Annotated in this window: 23 protein-coding genes; 2 read left to right on the top strand and 21 right to left on the bottom strand. The window is 48.5% G+C overall.

What is annotated here, in order from left to right; genetic code table 11:
• Positions 1-22 precede the first annotated feature (22 nt).
• From BMW71_RS11450 to BMW71_RS11385, 13 genes are all read right to left on the bottom strand, one after another.
• Positions 23-439 carry a type II toxin-antitoxin system VapC family toxin gene (locus BMW71_RS11450; RefSeq protein WP_092173820.1) on the bottom strand — a complete coding sequence of 139 codons (417 nt, stop codon included), beginning with the start codon at positions 437-439 and terminating at the stop codon, positions 23-25.
• Complete coding sequence (locus BMW71_RS11445; RefSeq protein WP_092174841.1) at positions 436-687, bottom strand: DUF6364 family protein; 252 nt, start codon at positions 685-687, stop codon at positions 436-438. Before BMW71_RS11445 ends, BMW71_RS11450 begins: the two co-directional genes overlap by 4 nt.
• Positions 688-1,216: 529 nt before the next feature.
• Positions 1,217-1,597: a hypothetical protein gene (locus tag BMW71_RS11440; protein ID WP_092173817.1), complete on the bottom strand. Its 381-nt coding sequence runs from the start codon at positions 1,595-1,597 to the stop codon at positions 1,217-1,219.
• Between the two features lie 93 nt (positions 1,598-1,690).
• Positions 1,691-2,722 carry a serine hydrolase domain-containing protein gene (locus BMW71_RS11435; protein ID WP_092173815.1) on the bottom strand — a complete coding sequence of 344 codons (1,032 nt, stop codon included), beginning with the start codon at positions 2,720-2,722 and terminating at the stop codon, positions 1,691-1,693.
• A gap of 999 nt (positions 2,723-3,721) precedes the next feature.
• A complete protein-coding gene (locus tag BMW71_RS11430; RefSeq protein ID WP_092173813.1) occupies positions 3,722-6,109 on the bottom strand; it encodes a penicillin acylase family protein in 2,388 nt (795 codons plus the stop codon).
• Between the two features lie 318 nt (positions 6,110-6,427).
• Positions 6,428-7,006, bottom strand: coding sequence for a YdeI/OmpD-associated family protein (locus tag BMW71_RS11425; protein ID WP_092173810.1), 579 nt, complete (start codon positions 7,004-7,006; stop codon positions 6,428-6,430).
• Positions 7,007-7,251: 245 nt separating this feature from the next.
• Complete coding sequence (locus BMW71_RS11420) at positions 7,252-8,685, bottom strand: amidohydrolase family protein (protein WP_092173808.1); 1,434 nt, start codon at positions 8,683-8,685, stop codon at positions 7,252-7,254.
• Entirely contained in the window at positions 8,682-9,374 is a 693-nt protein-coding gene (locus tag BMW71_RS11415; protein WP_092173805.1) for a DUF4386 domain-containing protein, read from the bottom strand. Before BMW71_RS11415 ends, BMW71_RS11420 begins: the two co-directional genes overlap by 4 nt.
• Positions 9,361-10,083 carry a DUF4386 domain-containing protein gene (locus BMW71_RS11410; RefSeq protein WP_092173803.1) on the bottom strand — a complete coding sequence of 241 codons (723 nt, stop codon included), beginning with the start codon at positions 10,081-10,083 and terminating at the stop codon, positions 9,361-9,363. Before BMW71_RS11410 ends, BMW71_RS11415 begins: the two co-directional genes overlap by 14 nt.
• Positions 10,084-10,105: 22 nt before the next feature.
• Positions 10,106-10,477, bottom strand: coding sequence for a DUF6567 family protein (locus BMW71_RS11405; RefSeq protein WP_092173800.1), 372 nt, complete (start codon positions 10,475-10,477; stop codon positions 10,106-10,108).
• Positions 10,474-11,514, bottom strand: coding sequence for an NAD(P)-dependent alcohol dehydrogenase (locus BMW71_RS11400; protein ID WP_244891154.1), 1,041 nt, complete (start codon positions 11,512-11,514; stop codon positions 10,474-10,476). The genes BMW71_RS11405 and BMW71_RS11400 overlap by 4 nt, the downstream gene beginning before the upstream one ends.
• Positions 11,515-11,612: 98 nt before the next feature.
• On the bottom strand, positions 11,613-13,466 hold the full coding sequence (locus tag BMW71_RS11395) for a helix-turn-helix domain-containing protein (RefSeq protein ID WP_218145582.1): 1,854 nt from the start codon (positions 13,464-13,466) through the stop codon (positions 11,613-11,615).
• A 1,001-nt stretch (positions 13,467-14,467) separates the two neighbouring features.
• On the bottom strand, positions 14,468-14,917 hold the full coding sequence (locus BMW71_RS11385; RefSeq protein ID WP_092173795.1) for a winged helix-turn-helix transcriptional regulator: 450 nt from the start codon (positions 14,915-14,917) through the stop codon (positions 14,468-14,470).
• Between the two features lie 129 nt (positions 14,918-15,046).
• On the opposite strand from BMW71_RS11385, the gene BMW71_RS11380 reads away from it, so the two are divergent.
• Both BMW71_RS11380 and BMW71_RS11375 read left to right on the top strand, forming a co-directional pair.
• Positions 15,047-15,937 (top strand): nuclear transport factor 2 family protein, encoded by an 891-nt coding sequence (locus BMW71_RS11380; protein WP_092173792.1) that lies wholly within the window; start codon positions 15,047-15,049, stop codon positions 15,935-15,937.
• A gap of 352 nt (positions 15,938-16,289) precedes the next feature.
• Positions 16,290-17,159 carry an SDR family oxidoreductase gene (locus BMW71_RS11375; RefSeq protein ID WP_092173789.1) on the top strand — a complete coding sequence of 290 codons (870 nt, stop codon included), beginning with the start codon at positions 16,290-16,292 and terminating at the stop codon, positions 17,157-17,159.
• 158 nt (positions 17,160-17,317) lie between these two features.
• Here BMW71_RS11375 and BMW71_RS11370 read toward each other — a convergent pair whose 3' ends face one another.
• The 8 genes from BMW71_RS11370 to BMW71_RS11335 all read right to left on the bottom strand — a co-directional run bounded on the left by BMW71_RS11370 (position 17,318) and on the right by BMW71_RS11335 (position 24,446).
• Complete coding sequence (locus tag BMW71_RS11370; protein WP_218145581.1) at positions 17,318-18,397, bottom strand: glycosyl hydrolase 53 family protein; 1,080 nt, start codon at positions 18,395-18,397, stop codon at positions 17,318-17,320.
• A gap of 273 nt (positions 18,398-18,670) precedes the next feature.
• Positions 18,671-19,594, bottom strand: coding sequence for a hypothetical protein (locus tag BMW71_RS11365; RefSeq protein ID WP_143057608.1), 924 nt, complete (start codon positions 19,592-19,594; stop codon positions 18,671-18,673).
• 268 nt (positions 19,595-19,862) lie between these two features.
• Positions 19,863-20,234: a DUF6567 family protein gene (locus BMW71_RS11360; RefSeq protein WP_092173784.1), complete on the bottom strand. Its 372-nt coding sequence runs from the start codon at positions 20,232-20,234 to the stop codon at positions 19,863-19,865.
• A gap of 117 nt (positions 20,235-20,351) precedes the next feature.
• Positions 20,352-21,254: an NAD-dependent epimerase/dehydratase family protein gene (locus BMW71_RS11355; protein ID WP_092173781.1), complete on the bottom strand. Its 903-nt coding sequence runs from the start codon at positions 21,252-21,254 to the stop codon at positions 20,352-20,354.
• Between the two features lie 289 nt (positions 21,255-21,543).
• Complete coding sequence (locus BMW71_RS11350) at positions 21,544-22,239, bottom strand: hypothetical protein (protein ID WP_092173779.1); 696 nt, start codon at positions 22,237-22,239, stop codon at positions 21,544-21,546.
• 546 nt (positions 22,240-22,785) lie between these two features.
• Positions 22,786-22,947, bottom strand: coding sequence for a hypothetical protein (locus tag BMW71_RS23705; RefSeq protein WP_177179621.1), 162 nt, complete (start codon positions 22,945-22,947; stop codon positions 22,786-22,788).
• Positions 22,948-22,950: 3 nt separating this feature from the next.
• Complete coding sequence (locus BMW71_RS23700) at positions 22,951-23,112, bottom strand: hypothetical protein (RefSeq protein ID WP_177179620.1); 162 nt, start codon at positions 23,110-23,112, stop codon at positions 22,951-22,953.
• 251 nt (positions 23,113-23,363) lie between these two features.
• On the bottom strand, positions 23,364-24,446 hold the full coding sequence (locus BMW71_RS11335; RefSeq protein ID WP_092173771.1) for an AAA family ATPase: 1,083 nt from the start codon (positions 24,444-24,446) through the stop codon (positions 23,364-23,366).
• Positions 24,447-24,627: the final 181 nt, after the last annotated feature.

Here is a 24,627-nt window from a genome sequence, read left to right as displayed (position 1 = left end):
TACCATGTCTTGACAACTGGTCTTATTTCATCGTTTCAATGAATTGTTTCGCAGTCATTGTCGGTAACTTCGAATTTTTAAAATCCTTAAGGTTTCGAGAAATAATCAATTCTTGCTCACCTTCAATCGCTGTAAAATATTGAAGACCGTCCTCAAAATCTGAAAAATTTTCGTCATTTAAAGCCAATCCGATAACCTTATCGTCCAATGGCAATATTTTCAAAATCAACCTAAGCTTTCTCAAAACCGATTTCACTTTATTGGAATCTAATCGACGCAACAACACATAACTAGTATTGGCAATGGTTAAAGACGAAACTGACAACTCGACTTGCTTTCTGTCTGCAAGAGAAAATAATTCCGCCGCTTCTTCAAAAAAAGGTTCTCTCCGTGACAATAAATCAATCAAAATATTTGTATCAACAAATAATCTTTTCATTTATACTTTTCATCTAAATAATCACGATATTCTTTTTTGTAATCAAAGTCAACTGGCAAATCAATCACTCCGCTCAAGCTTTCAACAAGAGGTGTAATGGAAATTTTTTTCTCTCCTTCTTCTTGTTTGGTGATGCTGTCAAGATATGACTCAACCATCTTAGAAAGACTAATCTTGTTACTACGTGCATAATTTTTAGCTCTTTCTATAACCTTATCGTTTAGTCTCAAAGTCAACTTCGTTTCCATATTCATTAAATTGTAATACGTACAAATATAAAAAATTCATACGTCATTTTCAATGTTTTTGTTCTGTTGGCTCGCTTCCAATATCTGCCTACTCCAACCAAACCGGAAAAAAGACCCCTCACCTTTACCTGGCTCTGACGTAGCAAATCCTTACATCGAGGAGATCCCGGCTAATTTTCAGGACGCAGCAAGGTCCTGATTACCGATACGGAATCAATTTTCTGGCGCGAAAAAAAACACCGGAAAAAATTTTCATTGGTTTCTAGTATAGTGGGGTTTACATTCTTCCTCTTGGGTGGATCGGGACATTAATGTACCCATCGGGATTCGGCTTGGGCTGTTCTGCGGGCAGACAGTCAGAGCAGTTAACTTCCAGCCTACTCCTAACTTCTTAAAGATACTGATTTTCTCAGTATGTCTGTAAGCGATAAAGAAACATCGCCCAATTTGCAGAAACCATGTAAAAAGCCATCGCTCAACGCAATTTGATGAAGCGATAGTCAACAATCCTTCTCCATAAAAGGTACCTTTAGCCCAATGCCAAAAGCAAACTTGTAACGAACATGCCAAAGGCTACCGGCGCCCAGATTCGTTCAATTTTACTGGGGGTAATGGCATTCATAACGGTTCCCAATGCAAAAAAGACCACCATCACCCATATCCCTACCGAGGAAATGGATTGGAGTTCCGGGAATACCCGCCCCGCCCTTGCCCATGCAATGGCCAGCATTCCTCCTAATACCAAGGCGTTGACAATGGCAATGGCCCTCATTTTCGGTGGGTACTTGCCGGGGTATTTGCCACCCATGGAAGCGGCACCCCAGGGCATGCCGGCAGCCAGACCAAGCTGAAATAGGATCACGATACTTGTCAGGGCGGTGAAAAGGATAAGGGATACCGTTACTGTCATTGTTTTTCCTTCAATTTACTAAAAATCCATTTTCCCGGGTTGGAAACAGGTAAGAAATCCACATTCATAGAAACAAACCGCCTACTTTCTGTATCAGGTTCCGTATCGCTTGCGAAGGATTTTACCAATTCGATTGAAGGTGATTTCCGATAATCCCCAGGTGTACCCGTCAAAATTGGTCGTATTTACCAACTGGATCACCACCGTATCAATATCTTTGTAGTACCGGGCAAAACTCTGGTAACCGGGAATCAGGCCGGTGTGCTCGTATACGTAAATGGAGGAATAGACCTCCTGTTCCTTTTCCGTCAACAGGGATCCGTCGTTTAGTGCCCGTAGAAAGGTACCTACATCCCCGGCGCTCGCTATCATGGAGCCGTAATCCGTTGTCTTGATATCTTCTTCCACGCCGACGTAATACCCACTCATCAGGTTCTCCAGATTTATTTCTTTCAGGGAACCGAAAGTATTTTCCAGCCCCAGGGGAAGGAAAATCTGCTCCTGCATGTATTGGAATTTACCATACCCTACCTGCCTTTCGATCAGTTGGGAAAGCAACAGGTAATTGGTATTCGAGTAGGCGTAAGCAGCGCCCGGTTCAAAATCAGCCGGCTTATCGAGCACCCGTGCCAGTGCCTCTTCGCTGCTCGCGGGCGGATTGATCCAAAAATCGGGTGTGTCCGTGAAGTTGGGAATGCCCGTTCTGTGCTGCACCAGCATGCGAATGGTAATCCGTTCTGCATGTTCAATCCTTCCTGCCAATTCGGGGAAATAATCCGCGAGTGTATTGTCCAGGGACAGACGCTCCGCAGCAACCAGCTTTGCGATCAGTACGGCATCGTACAATTTGCCGATGCTGGCAATTTTAAAGAGGGCATCGGGCCGGGCGGGTACTTTCTTTTCCCGGTTGTGCCATCCGGCGGCGTAAAATTCCGGTTCCGCTCCCTTTCGGTCCACATACACGAGAATGCCATCAAAATCGTGTTTCAGCGCAGCCTGTACTTCTTCCCCGACCGTATCCGGCAGTGGCGCCAACCAGGCAAATAAAAGCGTCCAAGGCACAAAGTACAGGGAAACCGGTGTCCCAACGAGCAGTAGGATCCGGAGGAGTTGTTTTGTTTTCATATGTTTTTATTGTTAGAAAAGACAGCCGTCTTTTATACGGGTTAAATAGCGCACTTCTCGTCGGTGATTGGAGGGTACCATACCCCGATACATTTTCGTTGTCTACCAAACTGTCGGTACGAACCCCAACCCATTCGATGTACGGATTAGCCTGTCCTACGTGCACCCGTAAATAATCTGCGGCCTCTTACTTGTCAGGCTGTGGTGGCAGTATCCATCGAAGCGATTGCATTGATAAGATGTACGCGTATGGAAATCCGGTTATTTGTTTTTCTGTCAATCATTGTCTTCGTTTTAATTCGAGATTAAAGGTGCACATTCTACGCTGCGGCAAGGTTCGGAATCTCAAATATAGGTTCGGAATTACCTATCCGAACCAAAAAATGACAGAAAAACGTAATCAACCATTTAAAAACTCCTTAGGTATAGCGCCGATTTCCTTTTTGAAATACGTCCAAAAAACGGTTTTGGAATCAAAACCACAGCCCTATACATCAGGATAAGCGGAGAATTTTCAGGAATTTTTTGGCAGCCTGCGTAAGCAACTGGTTTTCTTATATGACTATAAAAAGTGTAGAGAACCATTTTTGTTTATGAAAAAATCTATACCCTATTCTCAAGTGCCTATTTAATTCCATTTCATACCGTATGCTCCGAAAAAATACAAAAAGTAAAACACTGAAAAGCCGGAAATAACGCCAAAAATTGCGGGGAATAGCCTCGGAACAAAGCCTATTCTGAATCTAGTACCTACTAATAAAAAGTGCTCCTCGGTCATCTCAAGTTAAAGGATTTTTTAGCGAATATTTTAGAACGTGAGGTTTGAAAGCGACAATATAGGGACTTGTAAGTCTTTTACAAATAAGTAGATTGTAATGCTGTATTGACTTTCTCTTTTCCAATCTGAAAAACTCTTTTACCGATTCACAGGGTAAAACTGGAAGTATACTATCGATGCAAAGATATTGCCGGTGAATCCGTACCACTAACCGATCCCCTCTACCTCCCCGGCCCCAGCAGCGTTCTTTCCACTGCCACGGAATCGATTTTTTCCCGGGAATAATACAGGGGGAAGTACTGGTCCCTGGCCCAGGATTCGTATAAATTGGCGTAAAAAGGGCTGTCCGGATCGCCGGACTGCCCGGGGGCATTGCTGGCTTGTGTGGCATCCCAGTCTCCTGTATTTACAATGATGCGAAAGGAAGCACCCGAACTCTGTCGGTTGTTGCCCCCCGTGGAGCCGGGCGTATAGGCATTGCCGCCTCGCGGAAGCGGACCGAGGTTCAGTTGGGCATTCACTTCCTCGGTACCCAGCGTTCCCAGGCTGTGGGCCAGGTACACATGCTTGAAGCGCTCCTGCCCGTACTGCCAGTTGTCCCGGTTCGCTCCCAGGTTTTCTTCCAGCACGGCCAATCCCTGCGCAAAGGCATCGGCCAGCAAGCGGTCCCTGCCGGCCTCCGGATCGGTACCGAAACGCCCGTCCGGGGCAGCGATCCAGTCCAGGATTTTCTTCAGTTGTATCCTGCCAATCGTTTCCTTTCCAGCTTTCGGTACAAAGCGCTCGCTGACCAGGCGTATTAGCTCGTTTTCAAAGGCCACGTAGATGGCGGCCGGAATGGAATTCGGCCCCAGCCTGTAGTCCCAGCCCCGGAGCCGGTCCCGGTCCTCCGCGGCCTTACCGAAAAGGGGAAGATCCAATAGGTAGGGCACCAGCATCCGGGCAGGAATACTGAGGTAATCTACCTGAAGGGCTTTCATGTCTTCCATGGTGACGGCATTCTTCGCTTCCAGTACTTCCTCCACCCGATCCCCGCGAAAGGGATCCGACCAGGAAAAGCCGATCGCCTCCCAGTGGGTATAGTCGGCAGGCGTCACGTTCTGATTGGCGGAAGCAAAGTAGCCTTGCGGGGGATTCACGGTATGGGGCTTTTGCAGGATGGGCAGGTAACCCTCCCACTCGTAGCGTCCGTCTCCCGGCACAGGTACCAAGCCGCTGAAATTCCGCCGAATGGGCGCGATCCCCACGGCCTGCCAGCCAATGGTACCGTCCTTGTCTGCCCAGACCATGTTCTCCCCGGGAATATGGCTGTAGGCACAGGCCTCCCGAAACTCTTCCCAGCTTTTTGCCTGGTCCATGCGCAGGGAAGCCAGGTAGGGAGCCCCTCCGGGTTCCAGCCAGGCACAGCGTACCGCATAGGCCCTATGGTGCACGGAATCTACATGGGTCACCGGTCCGTGACGGGTGTAGCGCAGGCTAACTTCCTGATCCTTCCGGTCCTTTACCGGGATGGTCTCGGTAAGGATCTCCATGTCCTCCCAGGCCCCATCGTAGCGGTATTGGTTGGGATTCTCCGGATTCAGCTCATACACGTACAGGTCTTCCCCGTCCGTCCGAAACACGGTGAGTCCCCAGGCCCCGTAGCCGTTGTGACCGATGGAGATGCCGGGGATCTCGGGTTCCCCTCCCCCGATTACATCCCATCCGGGGGCGTTCAGGTGCACCATGTAGCGCAGTGAGGGAACGGCGATGGTCCGGTGCGGATCGTTGGCCATGTAGGGATGCCCGCTGGCGGTACGCGAACCGTCTACCACCCAGTTGTTGCTGCCCAGGGAAAAAGGCGCCTCCTCTGCGGTAGGTACGGTTTCAGCTGCATCTCCGATCGCTGGATTGCGGTATTCGGGCAGGATATCCCCGGGTTTGAAGGCAAGGGGTTTTCGGTAGGCATTGTACAGGGCTAGAATATCGTCAAATAGCAATTCAGGCTCGATCTGCGGATTCAGGGCAATCTCCGGGTCTTTGGGATGAAACCACTTCAGGTCTTTGACCTGCGCTTCACCCAGGCGCGCCACGGCTCGCCCCAGGTCAAGTTCCTCGTTGATATTGCCCAAAAGCCCTTGGTGCCGGGAAATTATTACCTCGGGTGTCCATTTTTCCGGTAGGATACCCAGCATTTTGAAAGGCAGGGGAAGCCGGTCCGGCGTAGACCGGATTTCCTCAATGTAAGCATTGACGCCCTCCGTGTAAGCGGTGATGATCGCCTCTCCTTCGGGATGGTAGTGATTCATCTCCTCCTGCATGTCGCCCCGGAACCGAAACAGCCGGGTGCCGATGTCCCGCTGCAATTCGGCCGCTCCCAGGATCTCGGCTACCGTGCCGGTGGCCTGTCGCCTCCAGATCTCAAATTGAAAAAGGCGGTCTTTGGCAGCGGCATAGCCCTGCGCAAAAAACAAATCGTGTTGGTTCTTGGCGTAGATGTGGTTCACACCCCATTGGTCGCGAACGATTTCTACGGGCTCCTGCAGGCCAGGAAGAGAGAATCGCTCGGCATCTTTGGTTTGGCAGGCCAAAAGCAAGGGCAAGAGGAAGGCAAAGGCAAGTGTTCTCATAGGTAGTTTGATTTTGAATCGGTAAAAAAAGGAGGAGAAAAACCCGGCTGGTTGCATACTGCCTCATCGGCCCCTTCATCTGCCCGGGATGGACAAGGAGTCTTCCTTTGCGTCAAGCACAGTTAGGCACAAATGCTTCAGAAGGACAGCCCTTCCTTTTTCCCTGCCTTCAATATACAGCAAAAATACCGATGGGCCAACGGGAGATTTGCAGCATAAATCCATAGCGCTGTATGCGAGCAACAAAATAATGTAGCACGTTCGCACCTTTTTTGGTATCCGGCCGGCTGCAGGAACGGGATGGTGGACAAAAAAGGGCTAGCTGCCCGGCAATTTTTCACCCCTGGCAGCCAGCTGGGCGAGTTGTTCGATTCTTTTTCGCCTTGTTTTTTCGGTTCTGGCCATTTTGAGCCATCTCAGTACAAACCGTTTGCTGGAGGGACTGATTGCATCGAAAAAGGCGGCCGCCCCCAGGTAGGTCGCGAGCGCATCGGACAGATCTTTGGGAACCATCAATTGATCTACGTCCTCCATAAAATCCCAAAGTCCGTTTGCTATGGAGCGTTCAATGGCTTTCAAACCCGACTCGTGCATGTTCCCAGCCGCGATAAGTCTCGCTGCCCGCTCTTTGTAGGTTGCCGCCCAATGTTCCGCCTTGCGTTTTGCAATCAATTGCATGGTCCGCTGCTCGTCCAGCTTGCGCCGGATGCCATCAATCCATCCAAAACAAAGCAATTCATCAAGCACTTCCTCTCTTGAAACGTACCGTTGCGGGTCGCTTTTCTTCCAAGTGACGAGCCAAATACTCTCCTGTTGCCCGTGATGCTGCATCAGCCAGGACCGGAGTTCTTCCGCAGAAGAAACCTCCAATTTTTCGAAATTTTCGGTTTTAATCATCGCTACCGTTGATTTTCAACCTAACCTTACTGCAACAATTTGGTTTGCGATTCGCCGCAATACCATCGCCTCCTGGGGCTTTTTTCTGTCAGAATAGGGTCGATTACTTACAAACGGGCTTCTAATAGCAAATCGGTTATCTATTCCATCGGATTTTTATTCCAACAAAACTTCCGGCTGCGAACATGATTCAGGATTTACCGGTAACCCATCGCTCCATCACCAAAACCTAGGGATCTCCAGGCTCAGCGTTCCCGCAGTAAATATTCCGCGTAACGTAGTGCCGAAGGCAGCAAATTTTTCCGATCCCGGGCATGACCGGTAAACGCCTCCAACTGTTCCCGGGGAATGTAACGCCCGCCTACCCATACCCCCAGCGGTTTCCGAAGCGTGGCCGGATCTATCAGCGGATTGCTCTGCAACAACACCAGGTTGGCCTTCCTACCCACTTCCACCGTTCCGGTATTGGCCAGAAACGCATGCGTTTTGGCGGGATTGACGGTAGCAGTCTTTAACGCCTCAAAGGGGCTCATTCCAGCTTCCCGGTAGAAGGCCAGCTCCTGATGCATGGAGATACCGGCCGGAGTGATGCCAATGCCGGCATCGGTACCGGCGACCAGGTTGACGCCTGCCTCCTGCAATTTGCGAACCGCAAGCAGGTGAAAGCGATGCTGCGCCAGAATCTTGTCTGCCAGAAGGGAGTCGCGTTTTGCTGCGACTGACCAGCGCTGATACTGGGCCTCGCTATCGACCATTCGGATCAGCGGATTCATAAAGTCTACCTCACTAGAATTCAAAATGCCTTCTTCCGTCAATAAACGGTAGATACTGTAATACACGACCAGCGTGGGGCAATGCGCCGCTGTGGGATTGGACGCATACGCTACCACCACTGCCTCCAGCCCGGCGCTATCCAATTGGTAGTTCAGTGCCTGCTGTACAATGTCCTCGGTGTGCTCCACGCTACTAATTTCCGGTCGCAAGTGCGCAGTGTAGGGAATGGCCGCAGTGGGATGCGCGGCGATGTCCATCTTCTGGATGCGGCACTCCTCCAAAATGGCATCGAAAAGCTCCGGACTCAGCCCATTGTAGGTTTTGATAAAATCGTAGCCCCGGGCCTTGTAGCTTGCCACCTTTTCCCGGGCCTGCGCTACAGAAACAAGCTGCAGGTTATCGTCTCCGGGATAGTCGGGCCCGGTCAGCTTGGGTCCGGAAGTATAAAAATCCGGTGCCAATATTTCTCCTTTACGAATGGATTCCTTCAGGCGCAGGTGCATGGGCTGCCCCCAGAGGTTTCGGACGGAGGTGATCCCGTTGGCCAGGTACAATCCCAATTCCTGGGCATCCCATACGTGAACGTGCATGTCAGTCAAACCGGGCATTAGGTACCCGTTTCCCCCATCAATCACCGGTACTCCCGAGGACTCAATTTGAGGAGCGATTTCGACGATAAGGCCGTCCCGAATGTGTACCATCTGGTTGGCTAGCACGGTGTCGACGGTCATGGGCACAAGCTGCACGTTTTTGATCAGGTAATCGCGGTGGTCAAATCCGGGATGCTTCGCTATTTTCAGATAGGAAAGGCTCCGTTGCTCCTGATACATCATGGCGAAAACCATCAACAAAATCAGCAAGAGCAGGCCGCCGGCTACCCGGCTTATTGTTTTGACTCGTTTCATGACAGGCTGGCAACTGGTTGAGAAAAACGCCGACTGGCACCTCGGTAAAGCAGCCAAAAGGCAAAGCCAATCTCGGAAAGCGCCATGGGTACGCTCGCGACCATTTCAATCATTGAAATGGACTCCGCATGGCTGGGAAAGACCATTCTGGCCAGGTGAATACCGGAATAGCAACTACCTGCCACCAGCAATAGCCCCCCAAAAAAAGAGGGCACGAACCGCGCGCGGAGGATCAGGTAACTCAGCCCGAGCAGGTGAAACCCAAACAGGATCAATCCCTGAGACCAGATCGTTTCGAAACGCTGCAGTGCCAGCATAACTTCAGTGGCACCTGCAGCGGCCTCCACGAAGGATATGGCCTCCACCAAATGGACCACTGCCGCCAGCAGTACGACCGCGTACACCACCCGGATCAGGGCAGTGAGCGCAGAAAGGGAGGGATGGACTTCCTTCAGGAATCCGTGCAGGCTGCCTGCTACCAGCAGGTCCAACAATACAATCGCTCCCCAGGACCCAATTCCGTAGCGGAATAGCAAAGCCGAGGACTGCAGGCTGCGATAGGTTTCCTCCGGACTGCCTGAATCGACCAGGCCCCCGTATACATGCCCGTAAGCGAAGCCCGCTGCCAGGGCCATGGCGATGAGGGCTAGCCCGGATAAAAGGGCCATATTTCGTTTAGTTCGATTCATCCGCTTTCAATGTACTGGTAAAAAACCCTTTTTTCAACAAATACCCGGTAAGCGTGACTTCTCCCAGGATGGCCATCACTCCCACCAGGGCGGCCAGCCAGATTTCGTTACCGGGAGCTAGAAAATTACCAAGCGATTCCATTTCGTAACCAATGCCTGCCAACATCATCAGAAGCCCCAACCAGCCGGGCAGGGAAGATCGGTACAGCAGGAGCCCTAAAAGCAGACAGTGAAGACCAAAAAACACTCCTGCAATCAGATAGCCAATTCGGTGCGCTTCCATAAAGAGTAGGCTCATCGATTGAAGTTGCGGTCCGTCAAATCCTGCGAGGAAATCCGGCGCCAGAGCGGTCTGTAAGGCCAGGTAATGATTAAGAAGATTCAAGCTACCTATCGCCGGATGAGCCAGTAGCCGCAACACCATTGCCGTCAGCGCCAGCGTCTGCCCATAGGCTTGAAACAACTTGAATAACCAGATCGAAATGATCGCGTCCAATAAAAAAGCCAGCAGATCGAATACCAATCCCAGGCGAAACAGGCCTTCCTCGCCCGAGATATTCAGGGAGGTGGCCACCGCATCGTCCGAGACGATCAAACCGCCCCGGATATACCCCTGACTGAAGCCAGCCAAAACGATTACCAGAAGGTACATGAGGCCCGTTTGCCTCATGTACGCTTTTCTTTTGGATATTTCAGGTAGTGAATTCATTGTGAAATATCTTCAACCCCATTTACTTAGTAAATTCCACCACCGTTCCACTCACCGTCAGGGTTCGCGTGTAGTAAAAAGGAGGAAAACCACCCACGTGTTCTTCGGTAAGAATATTGGTAATGGTACGGCTACCGGATGTCAAATCTGCCTCTTTTAGCATGGCCGCATAGGCTTCGTTATAGAGGTTTGTCCGATTCGTCCCGCCGAAAATCAGTACATAGTCGACTGTTGACGATCCTTTTACTTGTCCCAGTACCTCGAAATTATTGCTGCCCAGATGTACTTCGGTGCTGTTTTGGTTTTGGTTTAAAATCCAGGCCTGATTGACCCCACAAGATCCCAGCCCGACAACTAAAGTCAGGGCAATAACTGCATTTCGTACGTTTTTCATGTTGTTTGTTGTTTAAGAATTAAATTTGATTGAAAGGATGAAAAATCATCCGAGTTAATAATTAGTAAATTTCCTTTTTTGTGACCGCTTTCGATGTATTGGTGTGCTTCGGAAAGCCTGGCCAGCGGATATTGCCGGTCGATCACGGTCCGGAGTTTGCCTGCTTGCTGAAGTTCCAGGACCTCGGCCAAAAGACTGCGAAGTTGGTCGTCCGAAAGCATGCCGGTAGCTTCGAACACCGCTTTCCTGGAAGAAAAGAAACGGGTGTAGAGCATTTGAACCAGCAGGGAAAATTTCAATACCGGCGAATAGTAGGTAGCGTGTTTTTTCAATACCCGCTTGCAGTCCGTAAAGGAGCGTTTGCCCAGGGTATCAAAAATCAGATCGTAACAATTGTCGCCACGTGTGAAATCCTCTTTGGTGTAGTCCACCACATGGCTGGCTCCCAGTGATTTCACCAGACCGGCGTTCTTACCGCTGCATACAGCGGTCACCTCGGCTCCCAGGTGGCTGGCAATCTGAACGGCAGCCGTGCCAAGGCTTCCGGAGGCACCGTTGATCAATACCTGATCCCCCTTTTTCACCTTTCCGAGACGCTTCAGGAAATTATACGAAGTCAGGTGGCCATCACAGAAGGTGGCTGCTTCGGAAAAACTCAATGATTCCGGAAGGGGCAGTAAGACCCCGCTGGCCTTTAAGGCCAGGTATTCGGCATTGGCACCAAACCCAAGGGTGGTTTCCCCAAAAACCCGGTCCCCAACCTGGAAATTGCGGACTTCGGCTCCTATTTCTGCTACGTATCCGGCAAATCCGGTTCCCGGTATGTCGTTTTTTGGCTTTCGTAGCCCCAGAAAAAGACGTGCCAACCAGGGCTTGCCGCTTCGCATCATGGCATCAGCCGTAGTAGCCGAGGAGGTGATCACTTTCACCAACACTTGATCCGGACCAGTCTGGGGCTTGTTAACTTTTTGTAATTTCAGGACGGAAGCGGTGCCGTATCCCGTGGCCCTGATGGCTTCCATTTTCTCGTTGTTCATGACATTACCTTGTTGGTTCGGAACAAAGGTGGGCCAATGAAGCGTGACAAACGTTCGGGAAAAGTGAAAAAGGGTTCGGATTTATAATTTGGAACCAATTAATCCGATAAACCGCTGTTTTTATGGAATTCTTTGGGCGTCATGCCGGTCTCTTTCTTAAAGACGGTGTTGAATACCGTTTTGGAATTGAAGCCGCTCTCGTAAGCAAGTCCTATCAAGGAAATGCTCGCATTGCGGGGATCTGCCAGCAGTTTTATAAAATGGGCGACCCGGAACCCGTTGATGTAGGCGTTGAAGTTTTTGCCTTGCTTTTCGTTGAGCAGCCATGACAGTTGGTTGGGGTGCATTTCCAGTTGGTTGGCAAGGGACCGAAGGGAAAGGGAAGGATCAAGAAAGGGGCTCTCCGTTTCCATAAATTGCTCCAATACCCTAAGGTAGTCGGTTGCGTCGGCTTCGCTTAGCTCGGCACTGTTCCGCTTTACGGGCCGGACCACGGGATTCGGCAGGGCAAAAATCCGCTTCTGGTAAAGCGGAAATTCGGCGTTGTGCCGCAGCGGAGCTGCAAGTGGATCACCAAAAGCCAGAAAAAGTATGGAAGAGCGGTACTGAAACAGTTTTTCCAGGACGGAAAAGGCCTTTTTGGCTTCGTTCAGCGCTCCATAAACCAAAAACAAGTAGGCATGCGCCTGAAAGGATGTATCTCCGGAAGCATTCGCTTCCAACTCGGCAAACAACTGCTGATACTCCCCGACCTTACCCTGCATGACCCGAAGCAGACAGGCCAGACCCAACTTTTCATCCGGCATGATGCCCTCTTGGGGACTGTTGAAAATCAGCCTTTCTGCCCGATCAAATGCCTCCTTTTTTAGCAGCACATAGATCAAGGTAATCAGGGCCGGCAGGTTTTTGGCATTGGCCTCCAATAACTCCAGGAGCAAAACCTCCGCCTGATCAAAAGATTGAGAACGATACAGAAAATACGCCTGATAAAATTTTGTTTCCGGGTTAAGTGGATCTATGGATCGGGCATAGCGCAAATGCTCTCCAGCCTTTTTCATATCATCCCTAAGCATAAAAAGAAATGCCAGAAATTGATGCCCTTCGGCATAGGTAGGTTTACTGGCGATGGCTTGCCGGGCAAACTGCATGGACTGGCCAAAGTCAGCTTCGGTGAAGAAAGCCTGATTGGCAAGGAGGTAGTTGAGTGGCGCATTTTGGGGATCAAGGGCTTTGGCCCGCTGCATGGATTCGATGGCCTTGGCCCAGGCAATTTCGCGCGGAGCAAAGCCGGCAACCGCCAAAAAACTGTAGGCATCGGCCAGTCCGGTGTGTGCGTCGATCAGGTCGGGATCAATCTGGAGGGCCTTTTCAAAATACCCGATGGCCTGGTTGGCGTGTTCGGGATTCCACTTGTTAAAAAGTGATTTCCCCTGCAAGTAATGTCGGTAGGCCTCCACCTTGCCGGTAGGTGCCTGTACCAGCTGATCGGCAATCTCCAGGTGGCCCAGGTATTCGCGCAGTTTGTCCGCGATACGAAGGCTGATTTCATCTTGTATGGCAAAAATGTCTTCCAACTTTCTGTCCCAGCTTTCGGACCAGAAATGGGAATCATCCGACACGTTGATCAACTGAGCGCTGATGCGCAAGCGGTCGCCACTTACCCGTAGGCTTCCTTCGAGTAGGTTCGCTACCCCCAATTCCCTCCCAATTTCTGCCAGCGGGAGATTTTTCCCCTTGAAGAAAAAGCTGGAAGTCCTGGATGTGACTTTGAGTTGCTCGATTTTAGCCAGTGCATGGATGATTTCCTCCGTGATACCATCGCAGAAAAACTCATTTTCCTTTCCGGGGCTTGTGTTAACAAAGGGCAATACAGCAATGGATTTTGGATGGGTCATCGTTCGGTTTCGTTGCCCTGGCAGGCGTACGGTTGGAAGTAGAAAATACGTGGTCAAAGGTATTGATTTTTTTTGAAAAGGCGGCGATCTGGCCGGGTTGGCGAGGACTAGGCCTGCTTAAAAAAGGCTATCTCAATGCCCTTAATTCATGCTGGTGTCGGTTTATTGCGTACGTGCCAGGTTCAAATACCCTGAACAGTGAGAGGAAACCAAAGCCGCTATGGTAGCTGGCACGCCCAAGAAAGACCAAAGCTTCAGCTCAATTCTTTTGGATCAGCTAAAGCTACCCAAGTGGGGCAGGTCAAAACTGGCATGGATTGTACTTGTTTTTCAAGAAATCTGTCACCTTCATTTCGAACTCCAGGTAGGGCGGAAAAATCGTACTTATCAAACCTATCAGTGCTGATATAAAAATGTTTGGGCAACAGGCATCAACGATCATTTCGTTTTCCCGAAGGGTTATCTGGGCGCCAACCAAGGCCGACTTTCGTACGATGATACTTTTTTGAGGTTTCGAGTCAAAAAGGTAAACGGAGTGATTGGGGAATCGGCACTTCAAAACCGCAATTAATTCGTCAAAGGTCGGTAATCGTGTTCCCTGAACAATCATCGTTTTTCCGGTTCGTAAGCATCTAATATACGGATAAATAGTAAAGTAGTTGGATTTAGTTTGTATGAAATACCCCTAAGCCCAATTTAAAGCTACGTTTTAGTAGGCGAGTGGCACGGATTCCCACGATGTCCATCGAATTCTGTTCTTAAAAAAGTCATTTTGGATAAATTAGGCGGGCTGGGCGGACTTTTCTTTTCAGCCATCCTGTCATAAAATCGTAGATGAATTATGGGATACATCCTGATTTCTCTGGGTAATGCCTGAATCAAAAGACCGACGTTAGGTCATCGGGTCTGCTTACTTACTTTAAAAATCTTCTTCTGTTACCTCTGCTTGCGTTTGCGCCTTTTACATTGCCGCCTCCCCAGGTAAGACCGGATTTTCTTTCCCGAAAGGGGGAATTGTTCATGCCCCAACCTTTGAATTTTATTCCATGTTGATCAATTCACCCGGTTTTACCCTCGTACAAAGTAGACGCCAGTTTTTCCCTGTACTTTTTCTCCAGCGCCCGTGCAAAGGCAGCGCCATCGTTCCGCAGCTGCTGCATGGACTCTCCCTCGACAATATTTGGGTGAATATCCCGAAGGTAACCGTCGCTCCAGGTTGCAAGTGCTACCAGTATGGGAGTCAATGCCAGGCCCTTGTCGGTCAACAAATAGAGATTGGTCTTTTTGTTATTTGGCCGTTTCACCTTCGCGACGATGCCCAGTTCTTCCAGGATTTTCAGCTTGGCCGAAAGAATATTGGTAGCAATGGCTTCTTCACTTTCCGTAAAGTCCTTGAACGTCTCTTTGCCTTCGATGAGCATTTGTTTTACAATCACCAATATCCACTTATCCCCTAAGACATCAAGGGCGGAAGTAAAGGGGCAATTGCATCTGAATTCCTGGGGCATGGGATGGGGAGTTAGAAAATATTACTTGCAAAATGAAATTAATTTCAATTATCGCTTGCGTTTTGAAAGTTATATTTTACTTTTACTTGCAGAACAAAAGTAATGATTAATTAGCAACACACAAAATCAATGAAAAAATCAATCGGCGTACTGATGCTGTCAGGTATTCTCGCTTCCTGCGGCAGCAATCAATCGAAAGTAATAGGCGAGGATAGTTTACAAACGACTGCAACCATGACTAACAAAGAGATTGTAGGCACTTTCTTAGGTGCTGTTTTAACGGGTGACACCACAACCATGCATGAATTGGCCAACGCGGATTACATCCAGCACAACCCATTTATCCCAACCGGGTTAGCGCCTTTTATCCAAATGCTTCCTGTCTTGCAGGAAAACGGAACGACTGCTGAGAACATTCGGATGTTTCAGGATGGCAACTACGTGTTTATGCACAATATATGGCGGAATGCAGCGCCTTTTGGGGCAGACGAGATGGTGTCGTTTGATATTATTCGCCTGGACGAAAACGGAAAAGTAGCCGAACATTGGGATGCCATGACCACATTGGAAAAACAAACGGCAAGCGGAAGGACGCAGACTGACGGTCCAACGACCGCGGAAGATTTGGCCAAGACGGAGGAAAACAAAGCCATCGCCAAAGCCATGGTCGAAGATATTCTAATGGGTAAAAACCCAAACAAAATCACCGATTACATCAGTGCGGAGCAATACGACCAACACAATCCCGGTATAACCGATGGATTGGACGGTATCCTGGAAGCCGTCGCCTATCTTACTTCCCAAAACAACATGTTCCAATACACAAAAATACATAAGGTATTGGGTGAAGGTAATTTTGTACTAACCGTAAGCGAGGGGCTATGGAACGGAACCACCAACGTCTTTTACGATTTGCTACGCTTTGAAAACGGAAAAGCCGTGGAACATTGGGACGTGATTCAGCCCATTCCTACCGAAGGACTGGCGAACGACAATGGAATGTTCGGATTTGACCAGTAGAACAGCGTAAGACAATAACCGATCTGCAGGTTTCAACGGTAGGGCGGATCTTGTCCATTCTTCCCCTCAGGCTCCACGGACTTGACGTGCTGTTCCCGAGGAAGGCCCGATGGATTACGAACCGGGTATCGCCTTTTTGGGGCGTAAAAGCCCAAGCAGCAAAGGCCGCATGAACCAAAGACAAGCAAGTCCGGGGGGCCAGGGGCTTTGGGGCGGTTGCCGTAGGGGCAATTTATGGCATGGGTCTGGAGCTTACCGCCCGCCAGGCCTTGCACTTGGTTTTCGGAACCGTAACCGTTCTCAATTATCCGGCATGTACCTAATCACATTTTAACCAATAAAAACCATCCAAATGAAGACAATCATCATCACCGGTAGCAGTAACGGCTTTGGCTTACAGGCCGCAAAGGATTTTGCCGATAAGGGCTACCAGGTATTTGCCACCATGCGAAACCCAGACGGGAAAAACGCGGCAAAAAAATCCGAACTCTTAGCCCATTCCTCTCGCATCCATGTGGTAGGTATGGACGTGGCGGAGGAAATGTCCGTACAGCTGGCCATGGAAAACATCCTCTCGGCAACAGACACGATCGATCTCTTGCTCAACAATGCCGGCATCATGTATCTCGGCATTACCGAGGCATTTAGTGTGGCTCAGGCTCGTTTCCAAATGGAGACCAATTATTTCGGTGCGATCAGAACCATGCAAGCAGTACTTCCCACGATGCGAAAGGCCGGTTCGGGCTTAATCATCAACACGTCTTCGCTGGTAGGGCGCATATCGCCACCGTTTTTCGGAACATACACCGCTACCAAACACGCCCTGGAAGGGTATTCCCAAGCCCTGCGGTACGAGGTTTCGCCCTATGGGATCGATGTGGTGCTGGTCGAACCCGGCCCCTTTGGAACAGGATTATTGGGTTCAGGTCAGGCTCCGGACCACGAAGGCGTGTTGGAAACCTATGGAGAACTGGCCGGCGTTCCTTCAGCAATGGGTGAAAATTTTGCTCAACTATTACAAAGCGAAGGTGCGCCAGATCCACAATGGGTGGTGGATGCCTATTTAAAACTGGCAGAAATGCCTTTTGGCAAACGCCCTACCCGTACCGTGGTAGGAATCACCTGGGGGGTGGATAAAATCAATGAATTGACCCAGCCCCTTCAGGACCAGGTGCTCAAAGAAATGCAATTGGACGCCATCCTTGGCGGTGCCTCTGCCTGACCGGTCGTCGGTCAACACATTCATCCCATCACAAGGGCTTCGGCTCTTGTGATTTTTTTTGTAGTTCCCATTAAACAATTGGTCCGGCAACCTGCCCTTGCGTACGGCTCCTAATGCGCCAAAAACGGAAGGCCAAATTTCGCCCCCAATTCCTGGCACTATTTTTTGAAATAGGATTGCCATACAGAAAAAGCAGGTCGTTCCTCTCCATTTTCATCGAGCAGACCCGTATCCCTCCATAGCTGTCCGATATCCCTTACTTCATCGGGAAAGGTTTCCCATAGCGCATCGAAATCCCGATGCGCCCACCAGATGATAAATTCGTAGCCCTGGGAGTCGGCATTTTCAAGGACTGTTTCCAGGTAGGCGCGTTGCTCGTTTTCGGTTCCCTCGATAGAGACGTTGAGGTTTGGAATCAGCAGGTTTTGCGCAATATGTGCCGTTTCCACCAATGCAATTGGGGCGATTGCCTGCTTGTGTAAAAACTCCAGTGCCCGCTGAAAGTCGGTATTTGTACGCAAATTTTTCAAAAATGGGTAAAAACTAACAGCCACAAAGTCATTCTGATTTATGTGGTTCATGATGTCCTCAACATGGCTTTGCGGATCAGAAACGTCCGCCTCGTAAAGATTATGCAGGGATATGGATTCGGATATTTTCAATGCAGGGTACAACTGCCTAATCCTGGATTTAACATCCGTGATTAGGTTTCTATAGGCATTCCATTTTTCCGGAGATCTCAGTTTCAATTCGTTGACTTCAATACCAATGACCAAATAATCTGGTTTAAACTCGCGAACCAAATAGCGGATATGTTTGAAATACCCCTCTTTTATCGCGGAATCATCCAGGCGGGCGTAGGCGGGCGTTGCGCCGCTAAAATCAGCAGCAAGTTCCGATCTGTTTGCGTCTAATACGCTGACGGAAAGCAATAGTTGCATTCCGGAGATTTTTCGATTTACCCGTCCGGAGATTTCGTTTATAAATGCTACCGGTAACGGCTGCTCATTTATCCAGGCATTCCAAGGGATCGCGGTATCCAGGTGTTCCGCGTAGATATCCGCATTGGCTGCGATAAACGAATACGTATCGTTTACATCTTGCAACCGGGGGCCAAAACTCCAGGTAGTAAAGCCCATGTCAAACTTTCTGCCCTTTTCCAGGTCAACCGTCGGTTCGTTCTCCGAGCAGTTACTCAGTAGTAATAGCGGCAGGATAGCAAATAGGTTCGTTCTCATCGGTTTGTATCATCTCGCTCATACTTGCATTAATCTATATTTGGAACGTACGTTCTATAAACAAACAATGGCTTATCGTTCACAAATAAACCTATTCCCACAAAACCGCTCGGATCCGTTGCTACCCTTCAAGAACCTACCCAAGAGCATCCCCCATATAAGTCAAATTTTTTTTACGCCTGCTACGAGAGGTTCCTACTGGGCCTGAGACATTAAATTCCCCGATACCTGTTGCGAGGGCTTTGAATCACCTATTCCGCAGGGTTGGCCAAACTATTTCGCCGCATCCCTCCCTTTTTTTATCAATGCCTTTTTCGCCTGGACGACATCCACCATGTCCAAAAACCAATTTTCTGAGTCAACCTGTGGAATGAGTTGCTCGTTACTAAGGAGTATTTTTTCTGCCAGGTATTCCATTGAGGCAGTTTCCACACTTCGAAGGACATCCGTCCGTATCCACTCTCCGCAGATCTCTCTCAGTTCGTTGATATCCAGAAATCGGGCCTTTTCCAGCGTCGTCTGGTCTTTCAGGAGCGCCCATCCTTTTTCTATTTCCTGGGCTGCATGCGGGTCCGCCCCAGGCCCTGCTTGTTGGGGATATTCTTTCTGAATACCTTTTAAAAAATGCTGGACCAGTTGGGTGATCTTCCAGGAATCGGCCTGCTTCAAACAGGTATCCCCTTCTGGACAAACTGCCAACAAGGCCTCCGAATAGGCCCTGCACAGCTCCGGAAAACGATCCGACAGCTGCATACGCAAGCTGCTGGAATCCACGTAACCGATAAATTTTTTGTGTAGGGAATCATGGGAGTCGACAAACACCCAGTAGTGAATCCCTCTTGCCTTTGACAAAATTGTAGAGAAAATGTACAATCGCGATGTAAGCCAGGCCTTTCCTCCGTAGAGGTCAATGCTTGCATAATCGTAGCTGCCTTCTTTACTGAACTGGTCCATCAGGTCCATGACACCGCTGGAAAAGTCATTGGACTTTACACCGATCCGAATGTCCCCTACGTATTCATTGCTCCAAGGGGAGGAAAATTCTTTTGCCGTTTCAAATTCCAATTCGATGCCCATTGCACCGATTTTGGTGGTCCGCTCCACCAATTGGGGGATGTATTTTCTCAAAAAGAACAAGATAAGCAATACGGTAATGGGCCAAACCAGTTCCTGAAGCAAGGGAATCCAGATATCCATGAAGCTTTCGTATGTATCTTTCGTTGATTCCATATTCCTTAAGACTAAATGCATATCTGGCAAAAGCTGTTCTGTTTTGGGCTGTTTATTTACCGGGAAGAGCACCGGTACCAAAACCCGAACACGTTAGTACCTGTGCGACTGCTAGCCAAGTTAAAGAATTTATCGAAAACGTGAGAAAAGCAGGCGTAAAAAAAGCACAGGAGGCGTTTGTATCTCCTGTGCTCATTCGTTAATTCGGTGCAAATCTCACCGCAGCCAATAACCGTTACTTGGTAAACTCTACCACCGTCGCACTTACCGTGATGGTTCGTTTGTAGTAAAATGGAGGCACTCCACCTATTTGCTCTTCGGTTAGAATATTGGTGAGGGTTCGCGATCCGCGGTTCAGATCGGCCTCTTCAATCATGGCGGAGTATGCTTCGTTAAACAAATTCCTTCGATTCTTTCCCCCGAAAATGAGTACGTAGTCTACCTCGGCAGCTCCCTTTACCTGACCCAGTACCTGAAAGTTATTGCTTCCAAGATTTACCTGGGTGTTGTTTTGATTCTGGTTGAGTATCCAGGCCTGATTGACTCCACAGGAGCCCAAACCAAAGATAAGAGCCAAGCCAAAAATGGCGGTTCTCGTTTTTTTCATCGTGAATGGTAGTTATAGGTTGTAAAAATAGTGTGAGAAATAAATGATTCGTTGACTGCAACCTGTGTTTTATCCTCCTCACCATTGGTGACAGTCACCAGGCTGTCCGCGACCCAGCTATTCTTCTTTCACGTATTTCCGCCAATTGTGTTGTTCTTCGAACCCCAAAACTTCGCGAATTTTTCGATTGGAAAACAAGGCTTCATGTTCCGGCAATTCCCGCGTAACCGGCACCCCCGGAAAAAACCGTTCAGCCAATTCCTTGCTGGGTATAATTGCCCCATTATGGTCGTTCCCGGCATTGAATACCTGATACCCCAGTCCATCTTTTTGCACGCACAAATCCACAATCTGTCCCAGGTCACGTGCGTCTGTGTAGCAAAAGGCGTTTCGACGTCGTACTTCGGGATGCTTGAAATAGTACGGAAACAGCTCCCGGTATTCGTGGGGCTCGATCACATTTCCTATTCGGAGGGCGTAGATATCCACACCCGACCTCCGCTGGAAGGCGCGGGCCGTTTTCTCGTTCACCACTTTGGATAGCCCGTAACTATCCATGGGATCCACGTCGTAGTCTTCCTCCAGGGGTAGGGAGTGGGGGTCGGTGGGTCCATCGGAAAAACAAACACCATAGGTAGTCTCTGAGGAGGCGATGATTATCTTCTTGATACCCAGCTTCACCGCCGCTTCGATCACGTTATAGGTCCCCAGCGTATTGACCCGAAAGGTTTCATTATCCGGGTTGATTAGAATACGAGGCACCGCCGCAAAATGGACCACCGCATCAAATGGAGGAACACCGCCGCCCGGTTCCAATTCGTCCAGGCCCGCATAGGAGCTCATGGCATTAAACATTTGGCCGGAATCGGTGATGTCGGCGATAAGGTTGTCTACGCCGGGGTGATCCAACGGCTTCAGGTCCACGTTCATCACCCGATATCCCTGATCAAGCAGGTAGGGAATGACGTGTTTTCCAGCTTTTCCCGATCCTCCGGTGAAAAATAGTCGTTTTTTTCTCATGGTTTTTTTCGTTCAGTAATCTATTTTTCTCTGTAACTTACTGCTTTTTGCCAATCCGGAAACATTTTCTCTCGGACGTTAAAAGGGATGCCATACGCACCAACTCACTACTCCAAGAATACACAAATTTCGCCAACTACCCAACCTGTCTGCTTTTCTGGGTTTGCGCATGTTCGTGCCATTTTTCCGAAAGGGTAAGGAAGTTGGGGCAGTCCAGCCAGACTGTAGGATTGCAGTACGGACCGATCCCGAATAAAAAACCGGAAGCCCTATTGCCATTTCGTGCTTGTTACCTGCCGGTTACCTTTGTCTTGATGTCCCGAAGAAATCCATAGATGCCAGGTAGTCGCTTTTTTGCAGTTAACTGGAACACAAATAACAGCCAAATCAGCATAACTTTTGCGTAGATCGGTTTCAGGTAGGTAACGAAAAGCGGCTTTTCACTGATCGGTTCCTTGATTTCACAATCTGGCAACTCCTTTAGTGCATGGGAAAACTCCCCATACATGTGTGTTATTTTTCGTTTTGAATCGTCCGAAACGGTTCCAACCGAGGATCTCTCTCGTTTTGGAGGGAAACCCTTAAGGTGCTCTCTGGGGATATCCAGAAAATCAAAAAGCGTAGGCAAGACATCGTATAGGTTTTCGTACCGTATAAAGATTGTCGGATGCGTCAGGTAATGTTTGTACCAATTGTTAAAGTGATCCTCAAATAAAAATCGATCAATGCCCTCGGAAACATAGGCTTCCAGCGACATCTCAAGCGGTATTGGTTTGAGATTTTTAGTAGTGAGTCGTAGAAGTTTCGTGGATTGCCTGTGGTGAAAATTTCTTCGAAACAACGAAATCGTAGCCATCTCGGGGTCTCCGAAAATATAAACAAATTTCAGGTTCTTATTTACACTAATCGGCGGTATAGGAAAATGCTTGGCGCCGTCTTCATCGTAAAATCGATTTATCTTTTTGAAGTTACTTAAATACTCCATTAAAAAGGTTGTTCCAACTCCCCCGTACGAACAAACTACAACTTCTGTATGCTTCGGTATAATCATTACAAATCTGGTTTTTGCTCCTTTCCCGCGATATTTCTATCAGCACAAAGACAAATCGTGGATTTCAAGCGAGTAAAAAAAGTTCTATACCTGTTCAGAACATTTGGCCTAAGCCAACACAAGGGTAACAATTTTGACAGCTAATTCAAAATTGTTACCCTTGTGTTTTTAAAAAATTACCCAGTAATTTCGTCACCTGGTAGATGAATAATGCCAATACCTAAACGGAAAAAAGATCTTTTTATAGATTACCGGGATAATTTAGTAATATATAGTTCATTCATCACCAATCTATTGGCGTCAACTGTTAAAAGCACCTGCGCTCGTTACTGGGCAATGGATAAAACAGGGTTTTTTGCTGCAAAGACGCTGGGTACGCGCCTTGCTTTCGCCTGGGATTAAACATTTGGCAGGAAGCGGTGCAGCCGGCGATAAACATGCCTACTCCAGGGTGATTCCGAAGCTTGAGGCGATCGTTCATCACCCGATATCCCCGACCGCGCAGGCAGCGGATGAGGCAGATTCCCGCTTTTCCCGATCCTGCGACGAAAAATCATTTTTCGTTATTTGGTTTCGTTGGTCGTGTTCCATCCAAATCAAGTGGATCCGATGTCCGTGGTCGTATTTGCCAGCGGATTTCATCTTTCAACCTATTTCATCGCCGCTATGATTCTTCCTGTCGCCCTGTTCTGTTAGGTAACAGGCAAATCGCTCCACATCGCTCACAAAATTGCGCGCCTTTGCCAGATGTCCCTCGGGCCAGTTTGCCTGCGACAGCATGTCATCCCCACCAGGTAAAGCCCGCATCGCTTTACCATTCTTGGTATTTCGTCCAAAAGCAGGTATTTACCATGCCAGGTATCGGCGAATATAAAGTCAACTTTTCGATCGAGGTGCTCCTTCACCCACAGGGTACCATCGGAAAGAACTAATGCTAGCCGTTCGTCCGCTCCCAGGTATTTTTGCACAATACCCAAAAAGACTGCGTCATTATCGATGGATGTCAACCTTGAACCGTTATCTATCCATGCGGTCAAGAATCCACGTAATAGTTTGACTCACTTCCGAAAGCCAATGCTGCCTTTTTTCGCTTGTTGAAAGCTCTTTTTCTGATAGTTAAATATATCTGCCAGCGTCATGGGCGTGTTGGTAGATTCGTAGTTCATCTCGCTGAGCAGCTTATTGGCTTTCTCCGGAACCAATGGCTGGAATTCATAGTAGGCAATCATCCGGCCTTTTCTAAGCAGGGCTTTGTCAATTTTATCGATGCTGGTATTAAAGGTACAAATGATTTTAAAGTTCAAATAGTCACTAAACAGCCCGTCTGTTAATTGCAGTATCGTAGATACCACCGAGGTTTCGTTCACCTGTTCCCGGCTCGTCAGTACTTTTTCGGCATCTTCAATAATTAAAACCGCATTTTGGTTTTTGAGAAGAAAAGAAACAAAGTTAGGGTGTAGCAACTCGTTGATAAACTCATTTTGAATAAAGATAAACGTCTTTTTGACATGCTTGCAAATCAGATTTTTTATGTAGGAAGTTTTACCAGCTCCCGGGACCCCGTGCAGCAAAATTAATCCCGCTTTGTCCGATTCCAATGCGTCCTCGATAAGCGCGTTAATTTCAACGAAATCATCGTTGTACATCTTTTGAATGTCGCACGCAAAGTGGTCTGTTTTTACTCCCTCCGTGAAAAATCCATTCTCATTTCTTGACAATACCTTAAAGTCTGGGCTCCGATCCAGGCCAAACGTCGTTCTTAATTTATGATTTGTTGCAAGTATCCACTGCTCCAGCTGTAGGTCCGAAACGTCGTACAGAAAATCGACCTCCAATTTATCGGATTCCAATACCAGCCAGATAAGCAATTTATTGACCCCGCTTTTTAGTAGGTATTTGCAGGGAAAATCTTCGCTTTTGTCGGCTTCTTTGGTATCTCTGGTATGCCAATCTTTAAAAACCACATGCATCTCCTGCGACTCCAGGTCGATTGTTTCCAGCACTTTTTCCATAGTTGCCCGTTCCATCTTAAGCCGTGCATTAAAATAGAGACTGGAGGGCAATTGATCAAAGCACACGGCAAAATAGGCGTAATTTTCAAGATCATTGTATGCGTCAAATGCATCGATTAATTCAGCCATTTTCCCTTCTTTTGGTTAGAAATACATGTATTCACTAGTAGTAATGCCACTGCCCGTAAAAAAACGGTTGGTATTTTTTTACGTTTTCCCAACCCCGCTTTCGGCCAGTATTCCAACCGGCTTTCACTGAAAACCCCCGCAAAAAAAAATCGTTGCCATTTCCAAAGGCATTCCTTTCTTC

Origin of the sequence: Cyclobacterium xiamenense (genome assembly GCF_900109255.1) — a bacterium.
GTDB lineage: Bacteria > Bacteroidota > Bacteroidia > Cytophagales > Cyclobacteriaceae > Cyclobacterium > Cyclobacterium xiamenense.
This window is presented reverse-complemented; position numbering and strand designations above follow the sequence as displayed.

Coding starts and splice junctions, on each gene's coding strand:
- BMW71_RS11405 (WP_092173800.1), bottom strand. CDS start 10,477: ATGAAAAACGTACGAAATGCAGTTATTGCCCTGACTTTAGTTGTCGGG.
- BMW71_RS11400 (WP_244891154.1), bottom strand. CDS start 11,514: ATGAACAACGAGAAAATGGAAGCCATCAGGGCCACGGGATACGGCACC.
- BMW71_RS11410 (WP_092173803.1), bottom strand. CDS start 10,083: ATGAATTCACTACCTGAAATATCCAAAAGAAAAGCGTACATGAGGCAA.
- BMW71_RS11350 (WP_092173779.1), bottom strand. CDS start 22,239: ATGGAGTATTTAAGTAACTTCAAAAAGATAAATCGATTTTACGATGAA.
- BMW71_RS11450 (WP_092173820.1), bottom strand. CDS start 439: ATGAAAAGATTATTTGTTGATACAAATATTTTGATTGATTTATTGTCA.
- BMW71_RS11425 (WP_092173810.1), bottom strand. CDS start 7,006: ATGATTAAAACCGAAAATTTCGAAAAATTGGAGGTTTCTTCTGCGGAA.
- BMW71_RS11385 (WP_092173795.1), bottom strand. CDS start 14,917: ATGCCCCAGGAATTCAGATGCAATTGCCCCTTTACTTCCGCCCTTGAT.
- BMW71_RS11420 (WP_092173808.1), bottom strand. CDS start 8,685: ATGAAACGAGTCAAAACAATAAGCCGGGTAGCCGGCGGCCTGCTCTTG.
- BMW71_RS11335 (WP_092173771.1), bottom strand. CDS start 24,446: ATGGCTGAATTAATCGATGCATTTGACGCATACAATGATCTTGAAAAT.
- BMW71_RS11375 (WP_092173789.1), top strand. CDS start 16,290: ATGAAGACAATCATCATCACCGGTAGCAGTAACGGCTTTGGCTTACAG.
- BMW71_RS11440 (WP_092173817.1), bottom strand. CDS start 1,597: ATGACAGTAACGGTATCCCTTATCCTTTTCACCGCCCTGACAAGTATC.
- BMW71_RS11430 (WP_092173813.1), bottom strand. CDS start 6,109: ATGAGAACACTTGCCTTTGCCTTCCTCTTGCCCTTGCTTTTGGCCTGC.
- BMW71_RS11370 (WP_218145581.1), bottom strand. CDS start 18,397: ATGAGAACGAACCTATTTGCTATCCTGCCGCTATTACTACTGAGTAAC.
- BMW71_RS11355 (WP_092173781.1), bottom strand. CDS start 21,254: ATGAGAAAAAAACGACTATTTTTCACCGGAGGATCGGGAAAAGCTGGA.
- BMW71_RS11365 (WP_143057608.1), bottom strand. CDS start 19,594: ATGGATATCTGGATTCCCTTGCTTCAGGAACTGGTTTGGCCCATTACC.
- BMW71_RS23700 (WP_177179620.1), bottom strand. CDS start 23,112: ATGCGGGCTTTACCTGGTGGGGATGACATGCTGTCGCAGGCAAACTGG.
- BMW71_RS23705 (WP_177179621.1), bottom strand. CDS start 22,947: ATGAAATCCGCTGGCAAATACGACCACGGACATCGGATCCACTTGATT.
- BMW71_RS11360 (WP_092173784.1), bottom strand. CDS start 20,234: ATGAAAAAAACGAGAACCGCCATTTTTGGCTTGGCTCTTATCTTTGGT.
- BMW71_RS11435 (WP_092173815.1), bottom strand. CDS start 2,722: ATGAAAACAAAACAACTCCTCCGGATCCTACTGCTCGTTGGGACACCG.
- BMW71_RS11380 (WP_092173792.1), top strand. CDS start 15,047: ATGAAAAAATCAATCGGCGTACTGATGCTGTCAGGTATTCTCGCTTCC.
- BMW71_RS11445 (WP_092174841.1), bottom strand. CDS start 687: ATGGAAACGAAGTTGACTTTGAGACTAAACGATAAGGTTATAGAAAGA.
- BMW71_RS11415 (WP_092173805.1), bottom strand. CDS start 9,374: ATGAATCGAACTAAACGAAATATGGCCCTTTTATCCGGGCTAGCCCTC.